We start from the raw sequence: 17674 nt of genomic DNA on the forward strand, positions 1-17674 counted from the left end.
AAAGTTGAAATTTAGCTAAGAATAATTCAAAAACATATATACCTTTGCACTCGCAAAACAAGGAGGTAGTTTGCCTTGCTTTGTAATAAATTTTCATAATTTATAGTTTTTTGGTTGGTTAATAGCATAAAAACTCAGTCATATTTTTGACTGGGTTTTTTTGTTTTAGTATTTTTGGAACGGAAATTGCATTTTCATTTCTAAAAATGAATAAACCATGAAAAAAATTGCGCTACTTCTTATTCTTTTTGTTACTACAAATTCATTCGTAGTTCAGGAAAATGCATACACTACTGGTGAGTGGTTCAAACTTCGAATCCATTACGGAATGGTAAATGCCGGTTATGCTTCATTAGAAATTAAAGACGCCGTTAAAAACAACAAAAAAGTACATCATGTAGTTGGAAAAGGTTGGACTGTAGGAATGGCTAAGTTTTTCTTTGAAGTTGATGATAATTATGAAAGTTATTTCGACAAACAAACAGGAAAACCGTATCAATTTGTTAGAAAAATTGATGAAGGAGGTTATACTAAAAATCAAGAAGGTTTTTTTAATCAAGAACGAAACACAGTTTTAGTTAAAGATTACAAACACAAAACCGAAAAAACGTTCTCGGTTCCTGAGGATATTCAAGATATTGTGTCTTCATTTTATTACTTAAGAAACCATCCTAAAATAGATAAATTAAAAGTAGGAGAATCTATTGCAATTGATATGTTTTTTGATGATGAAACCACAAAGTTTAAGTTAAAATTTGTTGGTAGAGAAGATATAAAAACTAAATTTGGAAAAGTTTCTTGCATGATTTTTAGACCTTATGTGCAAGCAGGTAGAGTTTTTAAAGAAGAAGAAAGTTTAACCGTTTGGATTTCAGACGATGACAATAAAATCCCAATCCGTTTAAAGGCGAGTTTAGCTGTTGGTTCTATCAAAGCTGATTTAGAAGCTTTTAAAGGTTTAAAACATTCATTCAAAGTTAAAGTAGATAAATAATGGAAGTTACTCCCAAAATTCAGGAACAATTAGATCAACTTCATGATAAATTTGAAGCCATCAATCAAAACACATCCACTCATTTGGAAGGTTTGCTTTGGGCTAAACCCATTACCTATTGGGATTATATCCAAACTGATGCGCTTTTGAGTCTTCAAACACAACGAACCACTTTGCCAGACGAAATGGTTTTTGTAATGTATCATCAAGTAAACGAGTTGTTGTTCAAAATGATTCTTTGGGAAATGAACCAATTGTGTCATAACGAAAAACCAACAACTGATTATTTTACTGAAAAATTAGGAAGAATTAGTCGTTATTTTGATATGCTTACCACTTCTTTCGATATTATGAAAGACGGAATGGAGCCTGAACAATATCTAAAATTCAGAAACACTTTAACACCAGCAAGTGGATTTCAATCGGCACAGTATCGTTTAATAGAATTTAGCTCTACCGATTTAATCAACTTAATCGATAACCGTTTTAGAGCAACTATTGATAGAAATACACCATACGAACACGCTTTTGAGCATTTGTATTGGCAAGCAGCTGGTAAAGATTATCATACAGGCGAAAAATCGTATTTAATTTTGGAATTCGAAAGAAAATACAAAAAAGTGTTCTTAGATTGGATGGAAGAATACAACACAATTAATTTGTGGAGAAAATTCAAACAATTACCAGAAGCTGACCAAAAAAATCCTGAATTAGTAGCTGCTATGCGTCATTACGACAAAACCGTTAATATTACTTGGGTAATGGGCCACTTTAACGCGGCAAAAAAATACATCGAGAGTGTTCCAGGAAATCACGAAGCTACAGGTGGAAGCGATTGGAAAAAATACATGTTACCAAAATACCAAAAAAGAATATTCTTCCCTGAATTATGGACGAAAGAAGAATTAGATAACTGGGGAGAATAACCGCATAGCGCACAAAACAAAAAACATTGAGATATTTAGTACTAGCCATTTTATTTGTTACTTTTTTTACCGCTTGTAATTCGAAAGAAGAGACAGAGAAAGCAAAAAAAGCAACAGTTAAAAAAGAACCTATCATAAAAGAATTCGGATTTACATTTAACGACTATAAAGTGGTTAGAGATACAATTCGTTCGGGTGATACGTTTGGAAAATTACTAGAAAAATTCCCATTAAAAGATAGTTTACGAATCCACGACGTTACTGAAAAAGTAAAGGATTCATTCAATGTTCGACGAATAAAAGCAGGGAAACCATATATTTTATTTTTAGACAAGAAAAAGCCAAATACACTACAAGCTTTAGTTTACATAGAAGACAGAATTAATTACACTGTGGTTGATTTTAGAGATTCTATTGTTGTATCTAATAAACAAAAACCTACTACTTTAAGAAGAAGAGTCGTAGCGGCTGAGATAGAAGGTTCATTATCTGAAACTTTAAGCAATGCTGGAGTTAGCGCTGGTTTAGCGAATAAATTAGCCAATATTTATGCTTACACAGTCGATTTCTTTAAAATTCAAAAAGGCGATAAATTTGCGGTTACGATTAATGAACGTTACATCGATGATTCTATTTATGTTGGTGTAGAAAGTATCGAAGCTTCTTATTTTGAAAATAAAGGGAAAAAGATTTTTGCCTTTCCATATAAATTGTCTGAAAATCAGAAACAGGAAGATTTTTATGATGAAAATGGAAAAGGTTTAAAAAGTATGTTCTTAAAAGCACCATTGGATTATTTTAGAATTTCGTCTCGTTTTTCAGGCAGACGTTTTCATCCGGTACAAATGCGCTTCAAAGCTCATAATGGAACTGATTACGCAGCACCTCACGGAACACCAATTAAAACCACCGCATCAGGAGTTGTAGAACGAACAGGTTACACCGCAGGAAATGGAAATTTTGTAAAAGTCCGTCACAGTTCTACTTATTCCACTCAATACTTACACATGTCTAAAATATCGGTGAGAAATGGCCAACGTGTATCTCAGGGACAAGTAATTGGTAAAGTAGGAAGCACAGGTTTAGCAACCGGACCTCATGTTTGTTATCGTTTCTGGAAAAATGGTGTGCAAGTTGACCCGCTTAGGCTGAAATTACCTAATGCCGAACCGATGAATGATTCTCACAAACAAAAATATTTAGCGCATATTGCTCCTTTAAAGAAAGAATTGGATAGTATAACTGCAGTAAAATTTAAAGAATAATGGCGCTATCGAAAGTAAATCCGTCACAAACTGAAGCTTGGCAAAAAATACAATCGCACTTCGAAAAAATGCAAGCAACTTCCATGAAAGATTTGTTTGCTTCCGATGCAAAAAGAGCTGAAAAATTTCACATTCAATGGAATGATTTTTTAATAGATTATTCTAAAAATATTGCCAACCAAGAAACATTAGATTTGTTATTAAATTTAGCTAACGAAGTTGAATTAAAACAAGCGATTTCCAGTTATTTTCAAGGCGATATAATCAATCAAACCGAGAACAGAGCCGTTTTACACACCGCTTTACGCGCTAAAGAATCAGCCAATGTTTTGGTTGATGGCGTTAACGTAATGCCAGAAGTGTATTCGGTTAAAAATGAAATCAAAAACTTCTCTAACGAAGTTATCACAGGAAATAGAAAAGGATTCACAGGAAAACCATTTACCGATATCGTAAATATTGGAATCGGTGGTTCTGATTTAGGTCCAGCCATGATTGTAGAAGCATTACAATTCTATAAAAATCATTTAAATATTCATTTTGTTTCCAATGTAGATGGCGATCACGTTAACGAAGTTATCAAAAAATTAAATCCAGAAACGACTTTATTTGTAGTAGTTTCTAAAACTTTCACTACACAAGAAACCTTATCAAATGCAGAAACTATCAGAAGTTGGTTCTTACAATCGGCTTCACAAGAAGATGTAGCGAAGCATTTCGTAGCGGTTTCAACCAATATTCAAAAAGTAACCGAATTCGGAATTAATCCAGACAACGTTTTTCCAATGTGGGATTGGGTTGGAGGTCGTTTTTCATTATGGAGTGCTGTAGGTTTATCGGTAAGTTTAGCAGTTGGATTTGATAATTTCGATAAATTATTGAAAGGTGCCAACGAAATGGACGAACATTTCAAAAACGAATCTTTCGACAAAAATATTCCGGTAATTTTAGCTTTATTAAGCATTTGGTACAACAACTTTTTTGGTGCCGAAAGCGAAGCTTTTATTCCGTACACACAATATTTACAGAAGTTAGCGCCATACTTGCAACAAGGTATTATGGAAAGTAACGGAAAAAGTATTGGTAGAGATGGAAAACCAGTAAATTATCAAACCGGAACGATTATTTGGGGCGAACCAGGGACGAATTCCCAACACGCTTTTTTTCAATTGATTCATCAAGGAACCAAATTAATTCCAACGGATTTCATCGGATTCAAACAACCGCTTTACGGAAACAAAGAACATCATGACAAATTGATGTCGAATTTCTTTGCGCAAACCGAAGCCTTATTAATGGGTAAAACCGAAGCACAAGTAAAAGCAGAATTCGAAAAGCAAGGAATTTCAGGGGAAAAAGCTGATTTTCTATTGCCTTTTAAAGTGTTTACAGGAAATAAACCAACCAATACCATTCTTATCAATAAATTAACTCCAGAAACATTAGGCGCATTGGTGGCAATGTATGAACACAAAATTTTTGTTCAAGGAATTATTTGGAACATTTTTAGTTATGATCAATGGGGTGTTGAACTCGGTAAGCAATTAGCAAACTCAATATTTGATGAAATATTGTCAAAAGAAGTGAAAACACATGATAGTTCTACTTCTTTTTTATTGAAAAATTATCTGAAATAAATAAAATTATCTACAAAAGATAAAAATCCTCGATTGAAAAGTTGAGGATTTTCTTTTTCAACAACATTTTTGTCGATAAAAAACAAAAAAAAAGTTAAAAAGTTATGTGATTGTTTTTTAATAGATTGAATTCGTTTGTTAACATTGTCTTAACATTAAAAATAAATTCTTGTAAGAAATTTGCAAAAAATATTTTAAAAAACACAGCAAATGAAAATTTTTAAAAATGCATTACTAATTGGGTTTATGTTTTTATCAACCCTAACAGTATTTTCTCAATCAAAGGTTAAAGGAACTGTTATAGATGGTGAGTTTAATCAGCCGCTTTCAGGTGCAAGTATTACTATAAAAGGCACTACAAAAGGCACTACTACAGATTTTGATGGTAAATTTGAGTTGTCAACGGAGGTTAAATCTGGACAAATTGTTATTTCTTATCTGGGTTTTGAAACTAAGACGATTTCATTTAATATTGCAAATAACTCAGTTGACTTAGGTAATATTATATTACTAACAGATGCTAGTCAATTACAAGAAGTTGTTGTTATTGGTAAAGGAATTATCGACGTTGCTAAAGAGCGCAAGACACCTATAGCAGTTTCAACAATTAAAGCTGTTGAAATTCAAGAGAAAGTTGGTACAGCAGATGTTACACAAGCAATGGTAAATACGCCATCAGTTTATGTGGCAGGTCAGGCTGGAGGTTATGGGGATTCCAGAATTACTGTTCGTGGTTTCCAACAAGATAATACAGCATTTTTATTAAATGGACAACCAATTAATGGAATGGAAGATGGTCTAATGTATTGGTCAAACTGGTCTGGAATGTCTGATATTGCAAACTTTATTCAGATTCAAAGAGGTTTAGGTTCTTCGAAATTAGCCATTTCTTCTGTTGGTGGAACAGTAAACTTTGTAACAAAAGCAACAGATAAAAAAGAAGGTGGTTTTGCTTCTATGGGTGTAGCAAATAATGATTATTTCAAATCAACACTCGCCTATAATACGGGTATGAATGCAAAAGGATTTGGTATGAGTGTATTAATGTCACACTGGCAAGGAGATGGATATAATCAAGGAACAAGAGGAGAAGGTCAAAATTATTTTATTTCTTTTGGATATAAACCAAATGATAAGCATAATTTCAATTTCTTAATTACTGGAGCACCTCAATCTCACGATCAAAATTTTACAAAAACCATTAGTTCATATTTACAATATGGAAGAAAATATAATAACAATTGGGGAACTTTAAATGGGAATTATCTTTCTGAAAGAACTAATTTTTACCATAAGCCAGTAGCTAATTTAAACTGGGATTTTAACATAAACGAGACAACATCTTTATCAACTGTACTTTATGCTTCTTGGGGTCGTGGAGGAGGAACTGGTAATTACGGTAGAGGGAAAAGAACTACTTCAGAAGGTTATGTAGATTTTGATGCAATTTATGCAAATAATATTGCAGATGCTGATGGAATAGGTTCTGCGGAAAGTTCAGACCCAAACAGAAACAATAATTATGTAATTAGAGCATCTATGAATAATCATGCATGGTATGGTTTAGTTACTAATTTCAAAAAAGAATTAAATGAAAACTTAAATTTGAATTTTGGTTTAGATTTAAGAACTTACAATGGTGATCACTATCGTCAAGTTAGTAATTTTTTAGGTCTTGATGGTTGGTATGAAACAAGAAGATTAAGAGATAACACTCACTTTTCAAACAACTCTTTGCCTTTAGGAACTAATACGGTTAACCAGTCTTATAATATCAATCCTTGGTATTCTTTCTTTAATTCTGCTGAAGATAATCAAAAAATTGATTATGATTATAGCGAAACAATTTCTTACGGAGGAGTTTTCGGTCAATTAGAATATTCAAAAAACAATTTCTCAACTTTTTTCCAAGGAGCAATTTCTAATCAGTCACACCAAAGATTTGATTATTATGATTACCAAGATGAATTCCAAGATTCTGAAAAAGTTTCAAACGTTGGTTATAACGTAAAAGGAGGTGCTGCATATATTTTCGCTGAAAAGCATTCAGTTTATGCAAATGCGGGTTATTATTCTCGCCAACCATACCATGACAATGTTTATCTAAACTTCACAAATCAAGTTAATCCATTGACAGAAAATGAAAAAGTATTAGGCTTAGAAGCAGGATATTCTTTTAAATCAAAAAAGTTTAATGCAAATTTAAACGCTTACAGAACTACTTGGGAAGATAGAGTTGTAGCAAGGTCTATAGTTCAATCTGCAAATGCAACAATTGGAACAACACCTGTATTGGCTGGAGATGTATTATTTATTGAAGATCAAGGTGTAAAACAAGTGCATTCTGGTTTAGAACTAGATTTTGCCTATAAGCCTTTAGATAATTTTGAACTTAGAGGTTTTGCATCTGCTGGGAATTGGGAATATGATGGAAATGCAATCAGAACAACAAGAGATGAAAATTTAAATCCTTTATTAGTTACGGAAACAGATTTAGATGGAGGAAAAGTTGGAGATGCTGCTCAAACGACATGGGGATTAGGAGCAAAATATGAATTTTTACCACGTTTTTCAATCGACGCTGATTGGAGAAACTATGACAAATTATATGCTAATGTAGCTGCTAAAGATAATTTAGAATTACCAAGTTATGATGTAGTTGATGCAGGTATTTCATACAAAATGTTAGTAGGTAAAGAAAAGCAAAATTCAGTAAGTTTCAGATTCAATATGAATAACGTTTTTAATGAGGTTTATTTGTCAGAATTGAGATCAAACATTAAGGTAACAGATGATATAAGTTCAACGAATCCTTCTTTAGGAACATATCAATCAAATGGTAGAGTTTATAAAGGTATCGCCGATGGAAACCAAGGATTCTTTGGCTTAGGAAGAACTTGGAATTTTACGTTGCGTTATAATTTCTAGTAATTTAAAGTTGATTACTAAAACCTCTTATTCATTTTTTTGAGTAAGAGGTTTTTTAATTTCCTATATTTGTAATTCACTTTTAAAAAATTAGGTATGTACGAAACTATTCAATCTGTTCACTCTATTTTAGCGTATGCCGCTTTAGGCTTATTGTTATTGGCTTCATTTAATGCCATTTTTGGATTAACTTCTAAAAAAATATTTACAGACAAAGATTTACGCTTGTCTTTATTTACCTTGATTATTTGTCACATTCAATTATTAATTGGATTGATTTTGTATTTTGTTTCTCCACTTGGCGCTGGGCAATTAGGAAACATGAAAGACGCTGCTATGCGTTTGACTTCGTTAGAGCATCCTTTAGTTAACATTATTGCATTAGCAGTAATCACAATCGGATGGTCGAAACATAAAAAAGAAGAAAGTAACAACGGAAAATTCAAAAAGATTGCCGTTTTCTATACATTAGGTTTAGTGTTAATCTTATCAAGACTTCCTTGGGCTAATTGGTTCAATTAGTCTTTGGTACAATCTTTGGTAATAAGTTTACAAAATCATAAAATTATGAAGAAAAATATCCTAATAATATCGTTTGTATTACTTGTTACTGCATTAGTAAGCTTTTCTAATGGAACAAAATCAGGTTTCGTTAGAAAAGCTTCTTTAAATGATACGGTTAAGAAAAAAGATTCGCTTCAAATTTTAGATTCGATAAAAAAATCAGACTCAATTCGAGTAGCCGATTCTATAGCCAATCTAAAAACTAAACTATACAAGAAAAACGTTGAAGCTTCGCATTATTCTGACAAATTAAACGGAAGAAGAACCGCAAGCGGACAAGTTTTTAGTAACAAAAAATATACGGCCGCTCATAAAACGCTAAAATTTGGAACGAAAGTAAAAGTCACCAATTTAGCCAATAACAAAAGCGTTATCGTAACCATCAACGATAGAGGACCACATACTCGAAATAGAGAAATCGATTTGGCAAAACGTCCATTTTTAGACATTTCTCACAATAACGGACGCTCGCTTTTACGTGTGAGTTTAGAAATCGTAGAATAATTATTTCAATTTACTTCCTTTAGAAGCCCACCAAGGCACCGTTTCAACAACCAATCTTCCTGCTTTTACGGCTGGATCAAGATTAGCTAAGCTATCCGCTTCTTTCATGGTTTCGGTATTAAAAAGTAAAAATCCCGCAATAGTTTCGTGTTTATCAGACGGACCTGCAACACTGATTTTATTGGTTTTAGCTAACCAATTGATATGTTCCATGTGCTTTTTCTGAATTTCCGCCGCTTCTTCTTTAGAATGTTCACGGTTAGGACCTTTTTTAAGCATCACCAAAAAATATTTTTGCATCACATACGTAGTGTCGCCTTCTTTGTAGCTAAAAGTTTCGTGATTGGTCTTCGGTTTGTCAGGATAAACCACGGTGTTAGAACCGCAAGCAAACAATAAAACTAGTGCAAGTATTCCAAAAAGAGCTTTCATTTTACCAAGATTTAAAAGGGTGGTTACTTAAATAAGCATTATAATAGCGTTCATCGGAAGTGACTTCTTCACCTAACCAATTGGGTTTAGAAAAAGATTCATTTTCCGATTGTAGTTCAATTTCGGCTACAATTAAACCTTCGTTTTCGCCAAAAAAAACATCGACCTCAAAAAGATGATTTTCATGCATCACGTTATATCGAATTTTATCAATTGCGCCTTTTTCACAAAGTGATAATAAAGCTTCGGCTTCAGAAATAGCAATTTCTTTTTCCCATTCAAAACGGCTCATGCCCGAATCGTTTCCTTTACCTTTTATGGTTAAAAAACCCTTGTCACCTTTAATTCTAACTCTAACGGTTCGTTCAGGATTTGAATTCAGATAACCTTGAACAATTCTAAAGTTTTCGCTGCTTTCTGAGATGAAATCTCGATTGGTAACCAGGAATTTGCGTTCTATTTCTACCAAAATTTAATATTTATTTAGGCATCTAAATTACGAAAAAAACCTTTCAATTTGTATCTTTACCCATATTAGACCTAAATCAGGAATATGCTACGAAGAAAAACGAATACAACACCCGATGCTATTATTAAAAAGTATTTTAATGAATTGCAGCTTTGGAAAAACGAAGAGAACGATATCGATATATTGGTTCAATTGGTGAATGCTATTCGTCCGAAAAGTCCAAAAAAACTTGAAAAATTTAGTATTTTCCCTATAATTGAGTTCTTTACGAATCATCAAACGGAAAGAGAAAATTTTGTAGCCTATTTAAAAACTGTGTTGCAAAATAAAAATTTCGATGCCATTTTAACCGATGCTGGAATTTTACAAGACATCGATTTCTTTTACGAAGTAAAAAAGAGAATTTTCGCTAAAATCCTGCCATATCAAGCACCAAAAGACACTTTACAATACGTTTTAAATCAGATTTTTTATGTTGATTCTGATCCAATTTGGATTAATAAAATTCCGAAAGCAGAATTAGAAACTCTATTCGATTTATTTCAATTTGAAACCATTTACGAATCAGTGGAACCTAATGCGCCTTTATACGAAGTAATGGAAGCCATAAATCTGTTGTCGCAACGTACCAGTGGAAAAGCTTTAGAAACCGATGTAATGAAAATGGTGCCCGAATATTCTGGTTTAGAAAGTCCCTTTGCGGCTTTTGAAAAAGAATTATACGCTATTGAAAAAACCATCCGAAATAAAGAATCGGAATTTCATACGACTTCATCAGATATCAATTTCAAGCAATTATTGGTGTTATATAAACAATGTAACGAATTTGTTGAGAAAGCCTTTCAAAACTCTTCTAAATATGGAATTTCGTTACGTGTTAACCAAAACCTATTAAGCATAAAACAACATTTGTATCGCATTGGTGTTTTGATGCCACTTTTAGTGATTGATAAACCCGAAGAAAAGAAATCAAAATCGATAGAATTAGCCATCAAACTAATTAAATACAATTGTTTAAAAACCAATGTTAGGAAATTGTTTGCCGAAAGCACGCAATTGTTGTCTTACGAAATTACGCAACACACCGCAAAAACTGGCGAACATTATATTACCGAATCGAAAACCGAATATTTCAAAATGTTATACGCAGCGCTTGGCGGTGGTTTGATTGTGGGTTTTTTGTGTATTATAAAATTACTATTGTCAAAAGTGGAAGCATCTGACTTTGGTCATGCTTTTTTCTATAGTATGAATTATTCGTTTGGTTTTATTGCTATTTATGTTTTAGGATTTACTTTGGCTACCAAACAGCCAGCCATGACGGCCGCAGCGTTAATTAGCGCTTTGGAAGATGGTTTAAAAAAGCAAGCCAATGGTGATGGTGAAAAGCATAGTAGTTTTGCCATTTTATTCGCTCGATTGTTTCGTTCGCAGTTTATTGCCTTTGTGGGAAATGTCGTGATGGCTTTTCCAGTAGCGCTTTTAGGAATTTGGTTAATCGATTTAGCGTTTGATTACAATATTGCCGAAACCAAATGGCAAAAATTAGTTACCGATTTAAGTCCGATACATTCTATGGCGATTTTTCATGCCGCTATTGCTGGGTTTTTCTTGTTTTTATCTGGAATTATCTCAGGAAGTATTGCCAATCGTGATAAACATTTTGATGTGTATTACCGAATTCAAGAACATCCGTTGTTAAAATTAAACTTCGGAAAAGCCAGAGCTGAAAAAATTTCAAAATGGTACGAACGCTATTGGGCAGGAATCATTTCTAACTTTTGGTTCGGTGTTTTCTTAGGAAGTACGGCTTCAATAGGTTTGTTTTTAGGATTAAATTTAGATATTCGACATATTACATTTGCCAGCGGAAACTTAGCTTTAGCAGTTTACGGAGCCGATTATATGGTGAATAACGTGATGTTATTTTGGGGCATTTTAGGCATCGGAATTATTGGTTTTGTCAACTTTATTGTGAGTTTTAGTTTGTCGCTTGGGTTGGCGTTTCGTTCGCGCAATATTCCGTTGGCGGAGTTACGTCCGATTATTACGTCAATCAAACAACATTTCTTTAGAAAACCAATGAGTTTCTTTTTTCCTACAGAATAATTTATGAGCGAGCACTACCGAAAAATAATTCACGTTGACATGGATGCGTTTTATGCATCGGTAGAGCAAATGGACAATCCTGAGCTGAAAGGAAAACCTTTGGCGGTAGGTGGAAGCGAAGTTCGTGGTGTGGTTTCAGCAGCAAGTTATGAAGCTAGAAAATTTGGTGTTCGAAGTGCAATTAGTGGCATTCAAGCGAAGAAATTATGTCCCGATTTAATTTTTGTGCGACCACGATTTGACCGTTACAAAGAAATTTCGAAGAAAATCAGAAAGATATTCCTCGATTACACCGATTTAGTCGAACCATTATCGCTCGATGAAGCCTATTTAGACGTAACCGAAAACAAAAAAGGCAATCCCAGTGCGACTTTAATTGCTCAAGAAATCAGAAAACGCATTTTTGAAGAAGTTGGACTTACGGCTTCGGCAGGAATTTCCGTAAATAAATTTGTAGCCAAAATTGCTTCCGATTACAACAAACCGAACGGACAAAAAACGGTAAATCCAGATGAGGTAGAAACCTTTTTAGAAAAATTAGACGTTAAAAAATTCTATGGTGTAGGCAAAGTTACGGCTGAAAAAATGTATCAATTAGGCATATTTACAGGTTATGATTTAAAGCAAAAACCGTTAGAGTATCTCGAAAAGCACTTTGGAAACAGCGGTTTGCATTACTACCAAATTGTGCGTGGCATTCACAACAGCTCGGTAAAACCCAACCGAAAAATAAAATCAGTAGGGGCAGAGCGTACTTTTGGAGAGAATTTATCTTCTGAAATTTTCATGGAAGAACGTTTGCTAAGTATTGCCAAAGAATTAGAAAAACGCCTCCAAAAAAGCAAAATCTCAGGAAAAACCATCACCCTAAAAATAAAATATTCCGATTTCACCTTACAAACCCGAAGCAAAACATTGCCGTATTTTGTAAACGACAAGAACATCATTTTAGACGTTGCTAAAGATTTACTCTATCAAGAGCGTTTGAGAAACTCCGTTCGATTACTAGGTATTTCCATTCACAATTTAAACAACGAAGAAAAAACCAAAACCACTTTACCTCAAAAAAGTGTTTCAGTGCAATTGAAGTTTGAGTTTTAGTTACTTAAACAAGCGTTAAAGTTCGTTTTTTATAGCTATTGGTTCGTTTTTCTTTTTAGTTTTATCCCAAATTACAATCGTTATGGAGTTCAAAGTTTACGATGCTGCGTTTGCAAAACAGCATGAAAATGGCGCTATAAAAGCAATGCCGCTAGTGTCTTGGGATATTTATTCTCAGTATTTGTTGCAAACTAATGTATTGCTTCACGATGTAAATTCGTTACATCAAATAGCTAATAAAAATCAATGGAAATCAGTTTGGGATTATAAAGAAAGTTTACAAGACGAAACCGTAATTGTGGTTACTGATGCACAATTAAAAATTGTTTTCGCTAGTAAAAACATCAAAAAAATGAACGGTTACGAAGCACAAGAAGTCATTGGGAACTCACCAAAAATGTTTCAAGGCGCTAAAACCGATTTACAAGTGAGCAACGAAATTAGAAAAGCCATTTTAAACAAAGTACCGTTTGAGAAAAATGTAATTAATTATTGCAAAGATGGTTCGTTGTATAAATGTCACATCAAAGGATTTCCAATTTTCAATCACAAAGGAGAAGTAACTAATTTTATTGCGTTTGAAAAAATAGCAGCTTAAAACGAACATATATAAAACAAAAACGAGTGCTAAAAATATCTTTAGCACTCGTTTTTTTATGTAGCATTGAGATTATTCTATTTCAGAAACTCTTAATGTATTTACCATTCCTTTCGCTACGATAGGCATTGCAGCTAAGTTAACTACCATATCACCTTTTTTAACGTATTTTTTTTCTTGACAAATGGTATTGATGTCATCAATCGTGTCATCTGTACTTACTAATTTGTCATAGAAATATGCTCTTACACCCCATAAAAGGTTCAATTGCGTTAAAATTCTTCGGTTAGAAGTAAATACTAAAATGTGCGATTTTGGGCGCCAAGCCGAAATTTGAAACGCAGTATAACCAGAATTTGTTAAGGTTGTAATCGCTTTTGCATTAATGGTGTCAGCCATTTGAGCCGCGTGATAACAAATCGATTTGGTAATATAACGACTGTTTTTTATTTGTGGTTGCGAAATTGGCACTTTAATAAGTGGCGAATCTTCCACGCTTTCAATAATACGAGTCATGGTTTCAATAACTTCCACAGGATAATTTCCTACAGAAGTTTCTCCTGATAACATTACGGCATCCGCTCCATCCATAACCGAATTGGCTACGTCGTTTACTTCGGCACGTGTTGGTGTTAATGATGTGATCATAGTTTCCATCATTTGTGTTGCCACAATTACCGGAATACGAGCTGTTTTTGCTCTGTGAATCAATTTTTTCTGAATCAAAGGCACTTCTTCCGCTGGAACTTCCACACCTAAATCGCCACGAGCAACCATCAAACCATCACAAAACGCTACAATTTTGTCAATGTTTTCAACCGCTTCTGGTTTTTCAATTTTGGCAATAATTGGAATTTTATGATCGGAATGTTTTGCAATTAAATCTTGTAAATCTTCTAAGTCTTTTGGTGTTCTCACAAACGATAAAGCAATCCAGTCGACTTTATTTTCAATCGCAAAAATCGCATCGCGAATGTCTTTTTCAGTTAAAGCAGGTAACGAAACTTTAGTGTTAGGTAAGTTTACTCCTTTTTTTGATCTCAAAGGGCCACCTTGCACCACAACTGCTTCAACTTCGGTGTTTTTATCGGTTTTAGTAACTTCAAAAATTAATTTTCCGTCGTCTAATAAAATTCTTTCTCCTGGATTTACATCTTTTGGAAATTCTTTGTAGTTCATGTACACTCTCGAAGCTGTTCCTAAGATATCTTCTGCAGTAGTGAAGGTAATAATATCGCCTTTGTTTACTACCACATCTTCTTTCATTACACCTACGCGTAATTTTGGACCTTGTAAATCGCCTAAAATTGAAGTTGTATAGCCAAACTCATCGTTTAGCTCTCTAATCATTTGGATGCGTTCGGTAACATCAGTATAATCGGCGTGCGAAAAGTTAACTCTAAATACGTTAACTCCGGCATCAATCATTTTTTTTATTACTTCTTTTGTACTACAGGCTGGGCCTAGCGTAGCTACAATTTTAGTCTTTTTGTTTGTTGGCATTTTAATTAAAAAATTAAATTATTTTTAGATTTTAAGTTCGTGATATCAATCGCGTAAGCCGTAGTTACATTTTTAATTTCCTGAATTTTCTCAATTATGAATTCTGAGTCAAATCCGTAATCGATATTTTCAATTTTAATAAGGTAATCGGCTTTTTTAAATTCGGGTAGTAAAAAAACAGTGATGTCTACTTGCTCAAATAATGAGGTTGTTTGCTTGTTGGAATTGATAATCGTCGTTTTGTTTTCGATTAACGTCCAAACAACATCGTTTTTTTCATCATCAAAAATGTAATTACTAAAAGCGCTTTTTCCTTCGGGAATGGCAATTTCTACATAAGCAAGATTTTTACTTAATTGAACGCCTAATTCCTTGTTCAGCATATAAGCCAATTTGTAATCATCTAAAGATGAATGCACGGCAATAAGCTCATAATCATCTGAAACAAAATCGTTTATTTGAATTTTATGAATGGCCATTACCAGAATTTAAGTTGTAAAGATAAGACTAAAATCGTTTAAAAAGCACCTGTTTACGTGTTCTTAACGTTTATTTAGTAACGCAAACGTTTTAGTACTGGGTTATTTTTTTGAAATTTTTTCTTGTAAAGCAAAATAAGCACGTTGTGATGCTTTTTCTTCTGCTTTTTTCTTAGAAGTGGCTCTTGCTCTGGCAATAATTTTTTGGTCGATAAGCAATTTTACCCCAAAATATTTCTGACCTTCGATACCGTTATCTTCCACAAAATCAAAAAAGAAAGACATTTTTTCTTTCTGACACCATTCAATGATTAAACTTTTGTAGCTGATAACTTTTCCTTCTAATTTGGCAATATCTACATATTGTTTGATGATTTTATTTTGGATAAACTTTTCGCAATATGTAAAACCTCTGTCTAAATAAATAGCGCCAATAAATGCTTCAAATAAATTACCGTGAATATTGTCACCAAACTGATTTGAATTGATTTTACTTTCTACAAATTGAAGCAAGTTAAAATCACGTCCAAGTTCGTTTAAATGTTCTCTACTGACAATTTTTGAACGCATTTTAGTTAAATACCCTTCGTCTCCCGATGGTACTTCATTATATAAATGAGCAGCAATTACACTACCTAGCATGGCATCGCCTAAAAATTCTAAACGCTCATAATTGAACGGATTTCCTTTCTCGTCTACTTTGTTGGTAGAGCGGTGCGTAAATGCTTTTTTGTAATATCTAAGCTCTATAGGTTCAAAACCTAGTATTTTGGTAATTTTTTCAAAAAAAATCCCGTCTTCTGGAGAACGGGAGTTTTTTCTTATTTTATTAAATAAACGACGCATGTGTTTAGTCTTCCAATTTTTTAAACAATACACAAGCATTGTGTCCACCAAAACCAAACGTATTGCTCATCGCTACTTTAATTTCACGTTTTTGCGCTTTATTTAAAGTTAAGTTTAATTCTGGGTTAATGTTTTCATCTACAACAGTATGGTTAATCGTTGGAGGAACAATACTATGTTGCATAGCTAAAATAGAAGCAATTGCTTCGATAGCACCAGCAGCACCAAGTAAATGTCCTGTCATCGATTTAGTTGAGTTGATATTAATATTTTTAGCATGAGCGCCAAAAACATGACTAATTGCTTTTAATTCGGCAACATCACCAAGAGGTGTAGAAGTTCCGTGTGTGTTGATGTGATCAACTTGCTCTGGAGACATTCCAGCATCACGCAATGTGTTTTCCATTACTGCAATTACTCCAATTCCTTCTGGATGTGGAGCTGTTAAATGGTAAGCATCAGAAGACATTCCTCCACCACCAATTTCACAGTAAATTTTAGCACCACGTGCCTTTGCATGTTCGTACTCTTCTAAAACTAATGCACCAGCACCTTCTCCAAGTACAAAACCGTCACGAGTAGCATCAAAAGGTCTTGAAGCTGTTTCTGGACTTTCGTTTCTTGTTGATAAGGCGTGCATAGAATTAAATCCACCCATTCCTGCAATGGTTACAGCCGCTTCAGATCCACCTGAAATGATAACATCACACATTCCTAAACGAATGTAGTTGAAGGCATCAATTAAGGCATTAGCCGAAGAAGCACAAGCTGAAACAGTGGTATAATTAGGACCCATATAGCCATTTCTCATAGAAATATGAGCTGGAGCAATATCGGCAATCATTTTAGGAATAAAGAAAGGATTGAACTTTGGCGTTCCATCACCTTTAGCATAATATATTACTTCATCTTGGAAAGTTTCTAAACCTCCAATACCAGCACCCCAAATTACACCTACTCTATGTTTGTTTACGTTATCTGAAGTAATTCCAGCGTCTTTAATCGCTTCGTCACTTGCAGCAATGGCATATTGAGCAAATTTATCCAATCGGCGCGATTCTTTACGATCCATATAATCTTCGATGTTGAAGTTTTTTACTTCGCACGCAAATTTTGTTTTATGTTTTTCTGTATCGTAATACGTTATGGGTGCAGCACCACTTTTCCCATTAATTAAACCATCCCAGTATTCTTGAATGGAATTTCCTATTGGGGTTAATGCTCCAAGGCCAGTTACAACAACACGCTTTAATTGCATATCCTTATTTTTAAAATATCGTTTAAACAAATAATACCCGTGTTTTCTTTAGTTTATAATA

16 protein-coding genes are annotated in these 17674 nt (G+C 33.7%); 10 read left to right on the forward strand and 6 right to left on the reverse strand.

All coding sequences use genetic code 11. The features are described 5' to 3' along the window. Positions 1–217 precede the first annotated feature (217 nt). The 7 genes from AAEO58_RS03315 (at position 218) to AAEO58_RS03345 (ending at position 8818) form a co-directional block, all read left to right on the forward strand. On the forward strand, positions 218–994 hold the full coding sequence (locus AAEO58_RS03315) for a DUF3108 domain-containing protein (RefSeq protein WP_133609241.1): 777 nt from the start codon (positions 218–220) through the stop codon (positions 992–994). Next, complete coding sequence (locus tag AAEO58_RS03320; protein ID WP_341681910.1) at positions 994–1920, forward strand: tryptophan 2,3-dioxygenase family protein; 927 nt, start codon at positions 994–996, stop codon at positions 1918–1920. Before AAEO58_RS03315 ends, AAEO58_RS03320 begins: the two co-directional genes overlap by 1 nt. Positions 1921–1946: 26 nt before the next feature. After that, on the forward strand, positions 1947–3185 hold the full coding sequence (locus AAEO58_RS03325) for a M23 family metallopeptidase (RefSeq protein WP_341681911.1): 1239 nt from the start codon (positions 1947–1949) through the stop codon (positions 3183–3185). Continuing rightward, complete coding sequence (pgi, locus tag AAEO58_RS03330; protein ID WP_341681913.1) at positions 3185–4822, forward strand: glucose-6-phosphate isomerase; 1638 nt, start codon at positions 3185–3187, stop codon at positions 4820–4822. Before AAEO58_RS03325 ends, pgi begins: the two co-directional genes overlap by 1 nt. A gap of 210 nt (positions 4823–5032) precedes the next feature. Next, a complete protein-coding gene (locus AAEO58_RS03335; RefSeq protein WP_341681915.1) occupies positions 5033–7750 on the forward strand; it encodes a TonB-dependent receptor in 2718 nt (905 codons plus the stop codon). A 96-nt stretch (positions 7751–7846) separates the two neighbouring features. Next, positions 7847–8272: a hypothetical protein gene (locus AAEO58_RS03340; protein WP_133609249.1), complete on the forward strand. Its 426-nt coding sequence runs from the start codon at positions 7847–7849 to the stop codon at positions 8270–8272. A gap of 45 nt (positions 8273–8317) precedes the next feature. After that, positions 8318–8818: a septal ring lytic transglycosylase RlpA family protein gene (locus tag AAEO58_RS03345; protein WP_264367950.1), complete on the forward strand. Its 501-nt coding sequence runs from the start codon at positions 8318–8320 to the stop codon at positions 8816–8818. Here AAEO58_RS03345 and AAEO58_RS03350 read toward each other — a convergent pair whose 3' ends face one another. Then, complete coding sequence (locus tag AAEO58_RS03350; protein ID WP_341681918.1) at positions 8819–9250, reverse strand: YciI family protein; 432 nt, start codon at positions 9248–9250, stop codon at positions 8819–8821. 1 nt (position 9251) lies between these two features. Beyond that, a complete protein-coding gene (locus AAEO58_RS03355; RefSeq protein WP_341681920.1) occupies positions 9252–9719 on the reverse strand; it encodes a CYTH domain-containing protein in 468 nt (155 codons plus the stop codon). 84 nt (positions 9720–9803) lie between these two features. Between AAEO58_RS03355 and AAEO58_RS03360 the strand changes: the two genes are divergently transcribed. The 3 genes from AAEO58_RS03360 to AAEO58_RS03370 all read left to right on the forward strand — a co-directional run bounded on the left by AAEO58_RS03360 (position 9804) and on the right by AAEO58_RS03370 (position 13527). Beyond that, positions 9804–11828, forward strand: coding sequence for a recombinase (locus tag AAEO58_RS03360; RefSeq protein ID WP_341681922.1), 2025 nt, complete (start codon positions 9804–9806; stop codon positions 11826–11828). A gap of 3 nt (positions 11829–11831) precedes the next feature. Next, complete coding sequence (gene dinB / locus AAEO58_RS03365; protein ID WP_341681923.1) at positions 11832–12929, forward strand: DNA polymerase IV; 1098 nt, start codon at positions 11832–11834, stop codon at positions 12927–12929. Positions 12930–13011: 82 nt separating this feature from the next. Beyond that, positions 13012–13527, forward strand: a complete 516-nt coding sequence (locus AAEO58_RS03370) for a PAS domain-containing protein (RefSeq protein WP_341681925.1) — start codon at positions 13012–13014, stop codon at positions 13525–13527. A 72-nt stretch (positions 13528–13599) separates the two neighbouring features. On the opposite strand, the gene pyk is transcribed toward AAEO58_RS03370, so the two are convergent. The 4 genes from pyk to fabF all read right to left on the reverse strand — a co-directional run bounded on the left by pyk (position 13600) and on the right by fabF (position 17613). Next, positions 13600–15030, reverse strand: a complete 1431-nt coding sequence (gene pyk, locus AAEO58_RS03375) for a pyruvate kinase (protein WP_341681927.1) — start codon at positions 15028–15030, stop codon at positions 13600–13602. Positions 15031–15035: 5 nt separating this feature from the next. Further along, positions 15036–15509: an IPExxxVDY family protein gene (locus tag AAEO58_RS03380; protein ID WP_341681928.1), complete on the reverse strand. Its 474-nt coding sequence runs from the start codon at positions 15507–15509 to the stop codon at positions 15036–15038. 102 nt (positions 15510–15611) lie between these two features. Continuing rightward, positions 15612–16355, reverse strand: a complete 744-nt coding sequence (gene rnc, locus AAEO58_RS03385; protein WP_264367960.1) for a ribonuclease III — start codon at positions 16353–16355, stop codon at positions 15612–15614. Between the two features lie 4 nt (positions 16356–16359). Then, a complete protein-coding gene (gene fabF, locus AAEO58_RS03390) occupies positions 16360–17613 on the reverse strand; it encodes a beta-ketoacyl-ACP synthase II (protein ID WP_133609270.1) in 1254 nt (417 codons plus the stop codon). Positions 17614–17674 lie beyond the last annotated feature (61 nt).

It is taken from the genome of Flavobacterium helocola, assembly GCF_038289885.1.
Classification (GTDB): domain Bacteria; phylum Bacteroidota; class Bacteroidia; order Flavobacteriales; family Flavobacteriaceae; genus Flavobacterium; species Flavobacterium cheniae.

What these genes read in the sequence shown, in the direction of transcription:
- dinB (WP_341681923.1), top strand. Translation starts at nt 11,832, where the DNA reads ATGAGCGAGCACTACCGAAAAATAATTCACGTTGACATGGATGCGTTT.
- rnc (WP_264367960.1), bottom strand. Translation starts at nt 16,355, where the DNA reads ATGCGTCGTTTATTTAATAAAATAAGAAAAAACTCCCGTTCTCCAGAA.
- AAEO58_RS03345 (WP_264367950.1), top strand. Translation starts at nt 8,318, where the DNA reads ATGAAGAAAAATATCCTAATAATATCGTTTGTATTACTTGTTACTGCA.
- AAEO58_RS03380 (WP_341681928.1), bottom strand. Translation starts at nt 15,509, where the DNA reads ATGGCCATTCATAAAATTCAAATAAACGATTTTGTTTCAGATGATTAT.
- AAEO58_RS03360 (WP_341681922.1), top strand. Translation starts at nt 9,804, where the DNA reads ATGCTACGAAGAAAAACGAATACAACACCCGATGCTATTATTAAAAAG.
- AAEO58_RS03350 (WP_341681918.1), bottom strand. Translation starts at nt 9,250, where the DNA reads ATGAAAGCTCTTTTTGGAATACTTGCACTAGTTTTATTGTTTGCTTGC.
- fabF (WP_133609270.1), bottom strand. Translation starts at nt 17,613, where the DNA reads ATGCAATTAAAGCGTGTTGTTGTAACTGGCCTTGGAGCATTAACCCCA.
- AAEO58_RS03315 (WP_133609241.1), top strand. Translation starts at nt 218, where the DNA reads ATGAAAAAAATTGCGCTACTTCTTATTCTTTTTGTTACTACAAATTCA.
- AAEO58_RS03320 (WP_341681910.1), top strand. Translation starts at nt 994, where the DNA reads ATGGAAGTTACTCCCAAAATTCAGGAACAATTAGATCAACTTCATGAT.
- AAEO58_RS03340 (WP_133609249.1), top strand. Translation starts at nt 7,847, where the DNA reads ATGTACGAAACTATTCAATCTGTTCACTCTATTTTAGCGTATGCCGCT.
- pgi (WP_341681913.1), top strand. Translation starts at nt 3,185, where the DNA reads ATGGCGCTATCGAAAGTAAATCCGTCACAAACTGAAGCTTGGCAAAAA.
- AAEO58_RS03335 (WP_341681915.1), top strand. Translation starts at nt 5,033, where the DNA reads ATGAAAATTTTTAAAAATGCATTACTAATTGGGTTTATGTTTTTATCA.
- AAEO58_RS03370 (WP_341681925.1), top strand. Translation starts at nt 13,012, where the DNA reads ATGGAGTTCAAAGTTTACGATGCTGCGTTTGCAAAACAGCATGAAAAT.
- pyk (WP_341681927.1), bottom strand. Translation starts at nt 15,030, where the DNA reads ATGCCAACAAACAAAAAGACTAAAATTGTAGCTACGCTAGGCCCAGCC.